Origin of the sequence: Streptomyces sp. NPDC051286, from assembly GCF_044455345.1 — a bacterium.
Classification (GTDB): domain Bacteria; phylum Actinomycetota; class Actinomycetes; order Streptomycetales; family Streptomycetaceae; genus Streptomyces.
Genome location: NZ_JBITER010000001.1, coordinates 621,578 through 634,566 on the forward strand (window position 1 = coordinate 621,578; position 12,989 = coordinate 634,566).

Sequence of the window (12,989 nt, forward strand, 5' to 3'; positions counted from 1 at the left end):
CGTGCCGGGACCGCACTCAGCGAGGCAGTACGGCATCGACGGCATCGCGGGCGAAGTCCGGCGGTACCGGTTCGCGGCGGAGCAGCACCCGCATCCAGACCGCCCCCGCGATCAGGTCCATCAGCAGCATCGGGTCGGCGTCCTCCGGGAGTTCACCACGGGCGATGGCGCGGGCGAAGACCGGCTGCTCGCGGGAGAACCGGTCGGCGAAGAAGTCGCGGGTGAGCGCGGCGAGTTCGTCGTCCGGCAGGCCGGTGCCCGCGGTCATGGCGCGGGCGACCGGTTCCGTACGCCCGTCGGTGAGCAGGCCGACGATCTGTTCGGTGAGGGCGATCAGGTCACCGCGGAGACTGCCCGTATCGGGGATGTCGAAGTCGAGGACCCGGGCATGGAGCATGGCCGCCCGCAGCAGTGCTGGTTTCGAGGGCCACCAACGGTAGATCGTCGTCTTGTTGACCCCGGAGTCCTGAGCGACGGCCTCCATGGTGAGACGGGCGTATCCGCGTTCCGCGAGATGGCGCAGTGTGGTGTCGAAGATCGCTTCGGCGGCACGGGGGCCCTTGCCCGGGCGGCGGTTCACGGTCTGATCGGCGGCCATGGGCACTCCAGAGAAAAGCAACGCAACGTTGCGTTGTGTTGTAAGGTGCTGTCATCGTACTGCGACGCTGGGGGCTGGTATGGCGGAGACCGAGGTTTCCAAGGCGGTGACCTGGGGGCTGCTCGCCGCCTGGGTGGCCAACGATCTGGAGGAGCTGGCCACCATGGCCGGCTGGGCGCAGTCCGCCCGGCCGCGGCTCCAGAAGCGATTCCCGAGAGTGCCCGAACGGGTCTGGGCGCGAATGGAGCTCTCGCAGCGGGATGTCAATGTCGCCATCGGCCTCATGGGCACAGTCATGGCGGCAGCGTCGGCGGACGGGGCGCGCACCGGCGGTCGCAGCCCGTTCTTCCGGACCGTACTGGTCGGATTCGGGGTGCACGGCGTCGTGCACATGGCGCAGGCAGTGGCGTACCGCGGCTACACACCGGGGGTCGCCACGGCGCCGACCGTTGTCGTCCCGTACTCGCTGTGGGCCCTGCGGCGGTTGAAGGCGGCCGGTATCGACAGTGGCGGCGCCGGCACGGCGGCTGCGGCGCTGGCGTTCCTCCCGGTGGCCGTCGCGGGAGTGCACGGGCTGGCGCGCCGGATCAATCGACCGCACGGGCGCGGGGCCCGTACGGCCACCTGAGCGGGGTGCGGCGCGGCAGGGTGTCGGGGCGGGGTCAGAAGTCGGCGTTCGCGCGCTCCTCGATCCGGGCCACCGATTCCTGGGCGTACGCCTTCTCGTAGGCGTTCCGGATCCGCTCGATCTGCACGTCGCGCACGCGTGCCTCGGACGCCGGGTAGAGCAGGGTCAGTTCGTAACTGCGTTCACGTTCGATCACCCCGTGGGAATCCCGCCACTGGCCCCGGCCGTCCTGGATGGTCAGCCCGTTCGGGAAGCGCGGCGTGACTTCCTCGTCGATGAACACCAGAAATTGTCTGTCCGTCACATCAGGTCCGCCGTCGGGGCGTTCGGTGCCGAAGAACAACCGGGTCTCGATGTACGCCTTCCCGCGCGTTGCGCCGACCGATGTCGACGCCTGCGGGACGGATGGGGCGCCGTTGCCGAGTGTGGCGTAAGCGACGGGTGTGCCCACGGCCAGTACGGCCAGGGCCACGGCGGCCGCGGTGAGTCCAGAGTGCTGCTTCGGGCCGGTGAGGCCCTTCGTACTGGTGAAGTGAGGGAAGCGAGGCACGGCGGTGTCCTCCGTTCGGAGCCTGTGAAGGCGGAGCCTGTGTAGCCGGTGTCTGCGTGGGCCTGCGACGCGGATGCGCGCGGCCCACTGTGGCAAGCGGCCCCCGCCGGACAGCGGCAGGACATGGGCATCCGCCGGAAACCACCCGTACGGATCGGCCTGCGGGCCTGCCGAATTCCCGGTGAGCCCCGTGGCCCGGGCCGTCAGACTCATCCACATGACTGGGGAGATCAGACGGATCGATCCGGACCAGCTGCACCCCACACCCGGCTGTCACCACATCACTGTGGTGGAGGCGGGCCGGACCGCGTACCTGGCCGGGCAGTGTCCGCTCGACCGTTCCGGCGTGCTGGTGGGACCGGGCGACCTCGACGCCCAGATCGATCAGATGGCGGCCAATGCGCTCGTCGCCCTGGCGGCCGTGGGCGCCGAGCCCTCCTGGGTCGTCAGGTCGGTCATCTACGTGGTCAGCGACGACGTCACGGACCTTGGAGCCACCTGGCGCCGGCTCACCGGCTCGGTCATCGGGACCGCGTTCACCACCGCGAGCATGCTGCTCGGCGTCGCGCGGCTCGGTTTCCCCGGACAGCTGATCGAGGTCGACCTCACCGCGGCACTGCCCGGCTGAATTCCGCTGCGCCCCGTGGCTCGGGCGTCTGCTGCGGCGGCGTCCGGCGCACGTCGTGACGACTCGTCCAGCGGGTCTTTCTTTGGCTGGCTACGCCCCCCGGGCCTGCTTCCGTCCGTGGCCCCGGTCGAGCGCTGTTGGCGAGCGATACCCCGCGCCCGGCGAAGAACCGCTCGAAGTCGGTCAGGGGCAGTTCCGCGGCCCGCGTCGTGGCCGTCGTGCCCGACGGGTTGTGGAAATGGACTCCCCTGCCGTCCGGCGTGCGGGATGTCAGCAGCACCAGATGGCCGCCCCGCCCCGGAGCGGGCTGCTCCGGATGCCGGATCGCGTAGTGCACCGACGCCATCACCGTCCACCCCTCGTCCAGCAGGGCCACGATCCCGTCCGTCGACAAGTGGCGGTGGACGGTGGCATCGAGGCCGTGCACTTCCCGCACGTACTGTGCGAAGGGCGCGTAGACCAGGCCCCGGATCGCCCCCTCGGCATCCTCCGTGTACGCGCCGTACGCGAGCGCTCCGTCACGCAGGGCGAACAGCGGCGGGGCGCCGGCACCGAGCGCCATGCGCAGACAGGTCACACCGCACAGGTGACCTGCCCAGCGCGCGTACTCGGCGGGCGATTGCGCCCCCGAGTCCGCCCAGCCCGGGTCGGCGGCCGGATCGAATCCGCCCTCGACGATCGGGCCCACGAGTTCGGGCGAGGCGAACTGCGTATGGACGGCGAACCGGCAGGCGGGGCAGGTCACTGGCGGTATCCGTTCAGGAAGCGGCCGATGCGGCTGATCGCCGCGTCGAGATCGTCGGCGTACGGGAGGGTCAGGATCCGGAAGTGGTCGGGACGCGGCCAGTTGAAGCCCGTGCCCTGAACCACCTGGATCTTCTCCCGCAGCAGCAGGTCGAGAACGAACTTCTCGTCGTCGACGATCGCATGCACCTTCGGGTCGATGCGCGGGAACGCGTACAGCGCTCCCTTCGGCTTCACGCACGACACTCCGGGGATCTCGTTGAGCTTCTCCCAGGCCCGGTTGCGCTGCTCGTACAGCGTCTCAGATTGGCTTGGGTTTCCTGGGTGATCCTGGTGTTGCGGGATCGCCCGGGAGATGACTCGGTTGTCCCCGGGTGGGGGTGGTGTGGGCGTGGCGGTGGAAGCCTGCCCCGAGTCGTGCCCCGTCCGGCTGGTGCCGGGCGGGGGTGCCGATCGTGGTCGGTTCCTGCTGCCGTCGTCGCCGCTGGGTGCGGTGGGTCGGGTGCGTGGGGTGCCGCCCCGCCGGACGCTTTCCTCCCGGTGTGGACGCGGGTGGGGCGGGGGCCTGGTGCCGCTTCCCGGGCACCGGGCGTCTTCTCAGGGTGGGACCGCTCTTGGTGCGGTCCGCCCTCTGGTACTGGACCGGACGGTCCAGAGCCGCGACCACGCTGCGCACCACGAGGGTGCTACTGGTGCGGTCGGGGCTGGTCTTGGTCTGGTGGGACAGGCCGCGGGCGCCGATCCGCTGCCAGGCGGCGTTGTCCCGTCCCGTGCCGTACCCGCACGCGGGGTTCGGGCAGGTGGCCCACGCCCACCCCGATGTGCGGTCGTCGGGCGCCTTGTGGTGGCGGAACGCGGTCAGGCAGCGCGGGCAGTACTTGGAGGTGCCCCGGGGCGGGACGATCACCACGGCGATCCTGGAGGCTGCGGCCTGGTGGCGGGTGTGGGTGACGATCTGGCCGCGGACTGTCTGGGAGAGCCGGAGGTTGAGGGTGCGGCCCTTGCCGCGGGCCTCCATGTCCCGCAGGTCCTCCAGGTAGATCACCGTCGCCCCGGCCGCCACGGCGTGATCGACCATGAACCGGGCTGCAGCCCGGGCCAGGCCCGCGTTCAGCCGGGACCGCCGACTGGCCACCCGTACGCGTTCCTGTTCCAGGACGGCGAGCTTCGCCACCACCCACGGGTCCGGGCGGAGCCCGCGGGCGCGGCGGGAGTTGACAAGGGTCTGGAGGCGGTCGATGCGTGCGCTGATCCGCTCCCCGTTAAGGCGGAGCCGGTCGGCCTTGGCGAGGGCGCCGTTCACCCGCAGGAACAGGGGCTGTCCGTCCGTCAGGGCGCGGGGCTGGGGTTCGTCGGTGAGGCGGAGGGTGCCGCCGGTCAGCAGGGTGTTCAGGCCCCAGTCGAACGCGACCGCCACGCGATGCCCCGTCCTCGCGGGCTTCGGCACACTGACCGCGTACGGGACGTCGAGCAGGAGGCGGCTCTCGCGGACGCGGAGGGTGGGTGCGCACAGTGCGGCGTGGGCGGGTATGTGGTCGGGCAGCCGGAACCGGACGTGTACCTCGTGCCAGTCCTTACGGGAGGCCGGGTTGGGCCGGACGGGCAGTTTCACCGTCAACGCCGCGTACCGATGCGGGTCTTCGGGGCAGCGGGTCAGGGTGGCGAGCTGCCGGTCCACCGCCGCGAGTACCACCTGCCCACCCACCCCGGGCGTCGGCTCCAGTTCCGTCACCCCGGCCGGGAACCGGCCACGCACACGGCGGAAGTCCGCGATCTGTTTCGTGCGGGCCCGCAGTACAGACGCCACGGCCCCGCTTCCGCCGTCGGGCAGCGCGGCTCGCAACGCCTCCCACTCCGCTTCGGTCCGCCGCACGGGGTCGGCGGGCCAGGTGACCAGGACCGCGTCCACGACCTGGGCCCGCCACCAGGCCGAGCGCAGCACCCGCCCCGCCTGCTCTTCCGCGATCCGCCCCACCCGATCGGGGACGTACACACCCGCAGGCGTCTTTGTCCGCCAGCCCAGACGTCGTAGCGCCATCCACGCCTGCGACGGCAACGACACCCCGGCCGCGTCCACCCCGGACGCCAACCGGGCCAGATCCGGCCCGCTCCAGTGCCCCCGCACCACACCCGACGCCAAGCCCTCCACCAGCGAGGCCAGCCATCGCACCCGCTCCACCAACTCCGTCTCCGGCAACGCCTGTCCGGTCACGGTGTCGACACCCCGGAACGCGCGGGCACACGCGGCAGCGACCTGCTGCACCTCACCCTCACCCAGCATGATCCTCCGCCGCACACCCCTCACCCCCTCCAGCGTTCCAGCCCGACGACCACATCAACGAGCGAACCAGCATCCGAGTTACGCACGCACACACGACTGCGGTGCGGGCGCACTGGTTCGCGCTGCCGCTGCTGCGCGCGCTGGACGGGTTGACCCACGCGGGAGTCGTCGAAGTCCGCCTCGATGAGGGGGAGTTCCACGTGCGCGTGGGCGGATCGAGTGGACCGGCCGACGGTACGGGGGTGTACGGGGACGGGCCGGCCGCTCACGCGGACGCCCGGATCGTGCTCGACGACGAGGTCTGTCTCGCGCTCGGGCGAGGTGAATTCACGCTCGCCGAGGCCGTGAAGGACGGACGCATCGAGGTCACGGGCGAGGGGGCGCTGGCCGCTGAGCTGCGCGGCGCGTGACCATCACGAGGGCCATCGCGGCGACCTTGGTGAGGACCTTCGTGGCGGCCTTCTCGAAGACCGCTGCGTCCGGGTGATTCCGAGGATCAACTCCCGGGTAGCGTCGGGTTATTTGGGATGTCCGGGGCACCGAGGCGGAGGGAATTCGCGTGAGGATCGGCAGACGGCAGGGGCAGCAGGAACAGCTGGAATGGCAGGAACAGCAAGGGCCGCAGGGGCGAGTGGGTAAGGCTCTGGTCATCGGCGGCTGTGTGGCGGCGCTCGGCCTCGTGCCGTCGGCGGCACTCGCCACCCCCGGGAGCGGGGTGAGCGGCACGGTTGTCGCGAAGGGCACATCGGTCGGCAAACTGAAGGTGAAGACGCCGAAGGGCCGTACGGACGTGACCTTCCGGACGATCACCCTGGAGCCGGGAGGCTCCACCGGCTGGCACACCCACAGCGGCCAGCTGATCGCCGTCGTCAAGTCGGGGACGCTGACGCGCACACTGGACGACTGCTCGGTCGAAGTGACGCCTGCGGGTACCTCCTTCATCGAACCGTCCGGGGCCAAGCACCGCCACATCGGACGGAATCTGGGCACCGAGCCGGTCGTGCTCTGGGTGACCTATCTGCTGCCCGAGGGAAGCGCGCTCTCCGACGACGCCGAAGCGGTGGACTGCGGCGCGCAGAAGTGACGTAGCGCGTGACGCCCGCCCGCGACGACGCCGGCCCGGCGAGCACTGGCGGTCTCCTCCCGGCGCGCCGTGCGGCCCTCGCGCAGCACTTGGTGCGGGCGCTCGGCGCAGGGTGCCCCGGCTCCCGCTCCGGACCAGAGGGAAGGCATGCCGCCCCCGCCCGGCGATGACGAGGTAACCCGCTGGCGGGACGGCCGACGCCGACGCGCCGACGCCGGGGCGATGATGGTCGGGTGCGATTCGAAGCGATCACCTGGGAACGGCTGGCCGAAACCGTTGCCGCGTACGCCGACGGGCTGAAGCCGTCTGACGGTGGACCGTGGCTCAAGATCGGCATCGACGGCGCTCCGGCCGCCCGCACCGGGGAGCCCGCCGAGCGTGTCGCGCAGGAGCTGAGGATCCGCGGCCGTGCCGTGCTCGTCGTGTCCACCGCGGGGTTCCTGCGCCCCGCGAGCCTGCGCTACGAGTACGGCAAGCGGGACCCCGACTCGTACGTCGACAGCTGGTTCGACACGGGAGCTCTCTGGCGTGAGGTCTTCGGGCCGCTGGAGCTGGGCGGCAGCGGGCGGGTGCTGCCGGACCTGTGGGACCCGGTGACGGACCGGGCCACCCGCAGCCCGTATCAACACCTTCCTGAGGGCGGCGTGCTGGTGATGCACGGGCCGTTGCTGCTCGGGCACTGGTTCCCGTTCGACCTGAGTCTCCATCTGCGGCTCTCGCCGGGTGCGCTGCGGCGGCGCACCGAGGAGAGCGAGCGGTGGACTCTGCCCGCTTTCGCGCGGTACGAGGAGGAGGTGGAGCCCACTGGGCGTGCGGACGCGGTCGTCCGGGCCGACGATCCGCTCCACCCCGCCTGGACCGGGTTGCCCAGGGGCGGGTAGATCACCCACCGGGCCGGCCGCCGACCGTTGCGACCGCCTCGGCCCCCGACCGGCAGCCCGCCGCCGCGGCCGTGGCCTCGTCCGCCCCCGCCAGCCGCGCCGCGAGGAACCCTCCGGTGAACGCGTCGCCCGCCCCGGTGGAGTCCACCGCTGCGCGCACCGGAACGGCCGGAACGTGTCCGGTCACCGTGCCACCCGCGGCGAGCAGGGCGCCCTCCTCGCCCAGGGTGACGACGACCTGAGGGAACATCAGGCTCAACTTGGCGGCGGCGTCAGCCGGTTCGGGGAGTCCGGTGAGCAGCCGGGCCTCGTCCGCGTTCGGCAGCAGCAGCTCCGCTCCCTCCACGGCCGTCAGGAAGGTGTCGGCGCCGAGTTCGGCGAGGAAGCCCGCGGAGGCTGGATCCACGCTCGCCGGGATGTGCCGCCGCCGGGCCTCCCGCAGGGCGAGCAGGGCCGTCGCGCGGCTCGTCGCGGCGAAGAGGAGATAGCCGGAGAGATGCAGATGTGCGATGCCGTCGAGCAGCGACGGCGACCAGTCGGCGGGGGAGAGGCGCAGCACGGCGCCGCTGTCGGTGAGGAAGGTACGTTCGGTCGCGGAGTCGACGAGTGCGACGACCGTGGCGGTCGGCGCCCCGTCGTCCACCACCAGCAGAGGACGCACCCCCGCCCGCCGCAGCGCATCCTCGTGCCAGGCCGCGGAGTCCGCGCCCACCCGCGCCACCAGTCGTACGTTCCGGCAGCCCGAACGCGCCGCCCAGCAGGCGGCATTGGCGCCGGCCCCGCCCGGCAGCGTGCTGATCCGGGCCACCGTGTCCGTGCCATGGACGAGTGGCGAGACATGCCGGGCCACCACATCCGTGACCACGTCCCCGACGACGAGAAGGCCGCCGCCGGTCACTGGGATCCTGCCGGGTCCCGCTCCAGCGGTCCCTCGTGGATCGTGGCCCAGGCGACGGCGATCCGCGCCGCAAGCGATACGTTTCCGCGCACCGCCGCCACGTTGGCCTCCAGCGACGCCCCTTCGGTCTGCCGCATCAGATGGCCGAGCAGGAAGGGCGTGACGGCCTGGCCCACGATGCCGTGCTCCCGGCACGCGTCCAGCGCCTCCGCCAGTACGCGGTCATGCAGCGCGGGATCCAGCTGGTCCTTCTGCGGTACGGGGTTGGCGACGATCAGCGCCGCGGGGGGACCGCCGAGCGTGTCCCCGGCCCGCATCACTTCCGCGACCTCCTCGGGCGTGCGCACCGTCCAGTCCACCGGCTCCCCCGAGCTGCTGAGATAGAAGCCGGGGAAGTGCTCCGTGCGGTAGCCGAGCACTCCGACCCCGAGTGTCTCCAGGCGCTGCAGCGTCGCGGGGACGTCCAGGATCGACTTCACGCCCGCGCACACCACGGTGATGTCGGTCCGTGCGAGCAGCCGGAGATCCGCGGACTCGTCCTGGGTCTCGGCCCACCCCCGGTGCACACCGCCGAGGCCGCCCGTTGCGAAGACGCGCAGCCCCGCGCGGGCCGCGAGGAACGCCGTCGCGGACACGGTCGTCGCCCCGCTCGCTCCCGTCGCCAGCGCCGGCGCGAGGTCCCGGTGCCCTAGCTTCCGCATCGTCGGATCTCCGGCGACCCGCTCCAACTCGGACGCGTCCAGGCCGACATGGGCCCTGCCGTCCAGTACGGCGATGGTCGCGGGGACGGCCCCCGCGGACCGTACGAGCTCTTCCAGCTCTTCCGCGACCCGTAGATTCCGGGGTCGCGGCAGACCGTGCGCGATGATCGTCGACTCCAGTGCCACGACGGGGCGGTGCGCGGCGAGAGCTTTCCGTACCTCGGTGGAGAGGGTCGGTTCGTACGGGTGGGGGCGCTGCGGCGTGTTGGGTGACATGTCCACATCCCTGTCGCGGGCGGTCCGGCCTCAAACGTGTCCCGGGAGCCGAACAGCCGCCGACTGTGGGCTCTTCCCTTCCGCGACGCGTCGCCCGACGCCGTCGTCCGCGCCACGAGCACCACACCGACGCCATCGCGGCAACCGGACCGCGCACCCGCACGAGAACGACGGGCCGGGCTTCCTCCAGCCGGTCCTGGTGGCACGATGTCCCGACGCGGTCGCTAGGGTGACCGACCATGACCACAATTGATCAAATTCCCGCTTCCTTCGCTGTGCACATCCCGGACGCCGACCTCGAACCGGAACCGCTCGACCCCGCTCAGATCGTCTCGGGCGAGCCCGTGGTGACCGGCAAGGTGCTCTGGGAGTCGCCGGACGGCAAGCAGTTGCGGGGCATCTGGCAGATCACGCCGGGCGTGGTCACCGACACCGAGGCCAACGAGCTGTTCGTGGTCGTCAGCGGGCGCGCGACCGTCGTGGTCGAGGACGGCGAGACGCTGGAGATCGGCCCGGGTGACGCCTGCGTCCTGCGCGAGGGCGACCGTACGACGTGGACCGTGCATGAGACGCTGCGCAAGGCGTACCACATCAGCCTCTGAGTACCCGGCGCCTGCCCGGCGGGCGCTTGCGGTCCGGCGCCGCTCCCGGTTCGCGCGGTCCGGTCACGTTCCGGTCCCGCGGCCCGGTCAGGTGGTGGCGGGCCGGGACAGCGCCCGGCGCAGCGCCAGTGCCGCTATCGGCAGCAGCAGGCAGGCGCCGGCCGCGTTCAGCCAGCCGTAACCCGCCTGGGAGACGACCACCCCGGCGACCGCACCGCCGATGCCCGCCGCCGCGTTCATGGTCAGGTCCGACAGGCCCTGCACGGCGGCGCGGGCGGGCTGCGGCACGGAGTCGGTGAGGAGCGCCGAACCGGCCACCAGGCCCGCCGACCAGCCGAGCCCGAGCACGAACAGACCGGCGGCCGTCTGGCCATGACTGGGACCGGCGGTGCCGGCCAGTAGCGCGGCGCAGGACAGCAGCCCGACGGCCAGACCGATCACGGCGAGCCGTCCGAAGCGGTCGGAGAGCCAGCCCATCACCGGTGAGAACGCGTACATGCCCGCGATGTGGCCGCTGATGACCAGGCCGATCAGCTGCAGGTCCGCGCCGTGGTGGCCCAGATCGACCGGGGTCATCACCATGATCGACACCATCGCTGTGTGCGATCCGGCCACCGTCACCAGCGCCAGCCGGGCCATCGGCGAGGCCCGCACCGCCGCGATGCCCGACCGCAGCGAACGGCCGCCCTCGGACGGGCTGTCCTGCGGGGCCAGCGCACGCGCGGTGAGCAGCGGATCGGGCCGTAGCAGCACCGCGACCACCACCGCGGCGATCAGGAAGATCCCGGCAGCCCAGAGGAACGGTCCGGCCGTCTCGGGTATGGGCGTGGACCGGAAGACCCGGCCCGCCGGAGCCGCAATGTTGGGGCCGAGGACCGAACCGATCGTGGTGGCCCAGATGACGGTGGAGATCGCCCGACCGCGACGGTCCGGCTCGGCCAGGTCGGCGGCGGCGAACCGCGCCTGCAGATTGGCCGACGAACCGGCACCGAACCCGGCCATGCCGAGCAGCAGCAACGGGAAGCTGCCCACGACGGAGGCCACGACCACCAGCCCCGCGCCCAGCGCGCCGATCAGATACGCGAGAACGAGGCCGGGGCGTCGGCCCCGCGAGGTCATCAGTGCGGCCAGCGGCAACGACAGCAGCGCCGTGCCGGTCACCGACGCGGTCGGCGCGAGACCGGACAGCGCCTCGGAGCCGCTCACCTGTGTTGCCAGCACGGGGGCCAGGGCGATACCGATGGGCACACCGAGGCCGCCGAGGATCTGAGAGGCGATCAGCACCGCGGACGTCCTGCGCCGAAGAGCGGGCAGCTCTGCTGCGGTGACGGGTGCGGCCGCTGTGGGCCCGCCTGGTTCTCCGGGTCCGGTGGGTTCGTTGGGTGAGTCAGGTGCATCGAGGGTGTTGGTCACTGACGGAGTGTGCCAGCTCGCCCGTGGGTACGAAAATGGGTTCCATGCCGGACGGGGCACACGGGGTCAGAACAGCGGCTGTGGCAGAACCCCTTCCAGCGCCAGCAGTTGCCGCTTGGTCTCCAGACCGCCGCCGAACCCGCCGAGTCCGCCGTCGCTTTCCACCACCCGGTGGCAGGGCACCACCACGGGCAGCGGGTTGGACCCCATGGCCGCCCCGACCGCCTGCGCCGCGCCCGGCTGCCCAGCCCGCTCGGCGAGGTCCCCGTACCCGACGACTGTTCCGTACGGCACACCCGTCGCCAGCTCGCGGAGCACCTGGCGGTTGAAACCCGTGGTCAGCGACCAGTCCAGGTCGAGCGAGAACTTCCGCAACGAGCCGGCGAAGTACTCCGCGAGCTGGCGTATCGGCTCGGCGAGGCGCCCGGAACCGGGCGCCTCCACCGGCTCCGTCCCGAGACGCGTGCGCAACTGCCCGACTGCCCTGTCCCGCACGGCGGGCCCGGCGTGGAAGACCACGCTCACCAGCCCCGCGTCGGTCGCGGCAAGCAGCAGCGGCCCGATGTCGCTCCCGACGACGGCCCACTCGACCTTGCCGCCGGCATCGCCTCCGCCGGCACCCCCGTTGCTGTTCATGGAGTCCACCGTACGGCCGGCCACTGACAACGGGGGGCGGGATGCTCCCTCCGGTCGTCAGCCGGTCGCCTTGCGCACCACATCAGGGGTGTTGGTGATGATCCCGTCCACGCCGAGGCGGTCCACCTTCGCGGCGGTCGCCGCATTGTTGACCGTCCAGGTGTTGATCCTGAGCTTCTTGCCGTGCACGCCCTTCAGCGTGTGCACAGCGGCGACGTAGTCGGCGCCGATCGACGTGTACGACGGGTTGATCTGGTCGGTGAACGCCGCGTACGACGTCAGATCGGCGATCGCAGGGGTGCCGAGGAAGGCGGTGGTGACGTCCGGACGCTGCTGATGGATCTTCTTCAGACTGCCTGCGGCGAAGCTCTGGATCACGAGTCGGCTCCTGACGTGATCGCGGTCGAGCCACCCCGCCCGGCGCAGTACCCGCAGGGTCTCCTTCTCGATGCCCGGATAGAGCTCCGGGCTCTTGATCTCCAGCAGCAGCTTCTGCCGGTTGCGCCCGATCCGGTCCAGGTACTGCGTGAGCGTGGGGACCCGGGTCCCGGTGTACCGCGCACCGAACCAGCTGCCCGCGTCGAGCCGGGCGATCTCCGCGGCCGTGAAGTCCTTGACCGCCCACGGCGCACGGTCCGGGAAGACGTCCTCGACGTCGGTGGTCCGCTTCAGATCGGTGTCGTGGATGACGACCGGCACTCCGTCCCTGGTGAGCTGGACGTCGTTCTCCACCCAGTCGAAGCCGAGGCGGTCGGCCCTGTCGACGGCGGCCAGGGTGTTCTCCGGCGCGTACGCCGAGGCGCCGCGGTGGGCGAAGACGACCGGGGCCGCGGCAGGCGCCCCGGTGGCCCGCGCACCGACCGTCCGGATGCTGGTCACTGTCTCCGTTCCCGTGGCCGAGCCGGTGTCCGTGGCCGGTGAACGGAGGGTGGGAAACAGCAGCGCGCCGACGCCCAGCAGGGCGGCGGCAGTGAGGAAGACGGTTGCGGTACGTGCGTGCACGTGTACTCCTTGCGGCAGAGTGACGGACGGGCCCAGCGTGGCAGCCGCCACCGGACGAGGGGCGGGC

General features: G+C 71.8%; 13 protein-coding genes and 3 pseudogenes. 6 read left to right on the forward strand and 10 right to left on the reverse strand.

The window, feature by feature from the left end; translation table 11 throughout:
- Window positions 1-16 precede the first annotated feature (16 nt).
- Window positions 17-598 (reverse strand): TetR/AcrR family transcriptional regulator, encoded by a 582-nt coding sequence (locus tag ACIBB8_RS02795; RefSeq protein ID WP_398948610.1) that lies wholly within the window; start codon window positions 596-598, stop codon window positions 17-19.
- Window positions 599-677: 79 nt separating this feature from the next.
- Between ACIBB8_RS02795 and ACIBB8_RS02800 the strand changes: the two genes are divergently transcribed.
- The gene (locus ACIBB8_RS02800; RefSeq protein WP_398948611.1) at window positions 678-1,226 is read left to right on the forward strand and encodes an HXXEE domain-containing protein; all 549 of its coding nucleotides are present in this window, start codon (window positions 678-680) and stop codon (window positions 1,224-1,226) included.
- Window positions 1,227-1,260: 34 nt separating this feature from the next.
- Here the strand turns inward: ACIBB8_RS02800 and ACIBB8_RS02805 are convergent, their stop codons facing one another.
- Complete coding sequence (locus tag ACIBB8_RS02805; RefSeq protein ID WP_398948730.1) at window positions 1,261-1,698, reverse strand: DUF3574 domain-containing protein; 438 nt, start codon at window positions 1,696-1,698, stop codon at window positions 1,261-1,263.
- 295 nt (window positions 1,699-1,993) lie between these two features.
- Between ACIBB8_RS02805 and ACIBB8_RS02810 the strand changes: the two genes are divergently transcribed.
- Window positions 1,994-2,404: a RidA family protein gene (locus ACIBB8_RS02810; protein WP_398948613.1), complete on the forward strand. Its 411-nt coding sequence runs from the start codon at window positions 1,994-1,996 to the stop codon at window positions 2,402-2,404.
- 139 nt (window positions 2,405-2,543) lie between these two features.
- Here the strand turns inward: ACIBB8_RS02810 and ACIBB8_RS02815 are convergent.
- The 3 genes and pseudogenes from ACIBB8_RS02815 to ACIBB8_RS02825 all read right to left on the reverse strand — a co-directional run.
- Window positions 2,544-3,149 (reverse strand): annotated as a pseudogene (locus tag ACIBB8_RS02815) (peptidase); the annotation flags it as partial.
- Window positions 3,146-3,445, reverse strand: a pseudogene (locus tag ACIBB8_RS02820) (aminotransferase class I/II-fold pyridoxal phosphate-dependent enzyme); the annotation flags it as partial. The pseudogenes ACIBB8_RS02820 and ACIBB8_RS02815, both read right to left, overlap by 4 nt.
- 4 nt (window positions 3,446-3,449) lie before the next feature.
- Window positions 3,450-5,429: a transposase gene (locus ACIBB8_RS02825; protein WP_398948616.1), complete on the reverse strand. Its 1,980-nt coding sequence runs from the start codon at window positions 5,427-5,429 to the stop codon at window positions 3,450-3,452.
- 92 nt (window positions 5,430-5,521) lie between these two features.
- Here ACIBB8_RS02825 and ACIBB8_RS02830 point away from each other — a divergent pair.
- The 3 genes and pseudogenes from ACIBB8_RS02830 to ACIBB8_RS02840 all read left to right on the forward strand — a co-directional run.
- Window positions 5,522-5,839 (forward strand): annotated as a pseudogene (locus ACIBB8_RS02830) (transcriptional regulator); the annotation flags it as partial.
- A gap of 185 nt (window positions 5,840-6,024) precedes the next feature.
- Window positions 6,025-6,513 carry a cupin domain-containing protein gene (locus tag ACIBB8_RS02835; RefSeq protein WP_398948731.1) on the forward strand — a complete coding sequence of 163 codons (489 nt, stop codon included), beginning with the start codon at window positions 6,025-6,027 and terminating at the stop codon, window positions 6,511-6,513.
- 233 nt (window positions 6,514-6,746) lie between these two features.
- Window positions 6,747-7,394: a uridine kinase gene (locus tag ACIBB8_RS02840; RefSeq protein WP_398948618.1), complete on the forward strand. Its 648-nt coding sequence runs from the start codon at window positions 6,747-6,749 to the stop codon at window positions 7,392-7,394.
- A gap of 1 nt (window position 7,395) precedes the next feature.
- Here ACIBB8_RS02840 and ACIBB8_RS02845 read toward each other — a convergent pair whose 3' ends face one another.
- Window positions 7,396-8,292, reverse strand: a complete 897-nt coding sequence (locus ACIBB8_RS02845; protein ID WP_398948619.1) for a carbohydrate kinase family protein — start codon at window positions 8,290-8,292, stop codon at window positions 7,396-7,398.
- Entirely contained in the window at window positions 8,289-9,269 is a 981-nt protein-coding gene (locus ACIBB8_RS02850) for a pseudouridine-5'-phosphate glycosidase (protein WP_398948620.1), read from the reverse strand. The genes ACIBB8_RS02845 and ACIBB8_RS02850 overlap by 4 nt, the downstream gene beginning before the upstream one ends.
- 239 nt (window positions 9,270-9,508) lie before the next feature.
- Between ACIBB8_RS02850 and ACIBB8_RS02855 the strand changes: the two genes are divergently transcribed.
- Complete coding sequence (locus ACIBB8_RS02855) at window positions 9,509-9,871, forward strand: cupin domain-containing protein (RefSeq protein ID WP_398948621.1); 363 nt, start codon at window positions 9,509-9,511, stop codon at window positions 9,869-9,871.
- An 87-nt stretch (window positions 9,872-9,958) separates the two neighbouring features.
- On the opposite strand, the gene ACIBB8_RS02860 is transcribed toward ACIBB8_RS02855, so the two are convergent.
- The 3 genes from ACIBB8_RS02860 to ACIBB8_RS02870 form a co-directional block, all read right to left on the reverse strand.
- A complete protein-coding gene (locus ACIBB8_RS02860; protein WP_398948622.1) occupies window positions 9,959-11,155 on the reverse strand; it encodes an MFS transporter in 1,197 nt (398 codons plus the stop codon).
- 195 nt (window positions 11,156-11,350) lie between these two features.
- A complete protein-coding gene (locus tag ACIBB8_RS02865) occupies window positions 11,351-11,920 on the reverse strand; it encodes a methylated-DNA--[protein]-cysteine S-methyltransferase (RefSeq protein WP_398948624.1) in 570 nt (189 codons plus the stop codon).
- Window positions 11,921-11,977: 57 nt separating this feature from the next.
- Entirely contained in the window at window positions 11,978-12,922 is a 945-nt protein-coding gene (locus tag ACIBB8_RS02870; protein WP_398948626.1) for a glycerophosphodiester phosphodiesterase, read from the reverse strand.
- Window positions 12,923-12,989 lie beyond the last annotated feature (67 nt).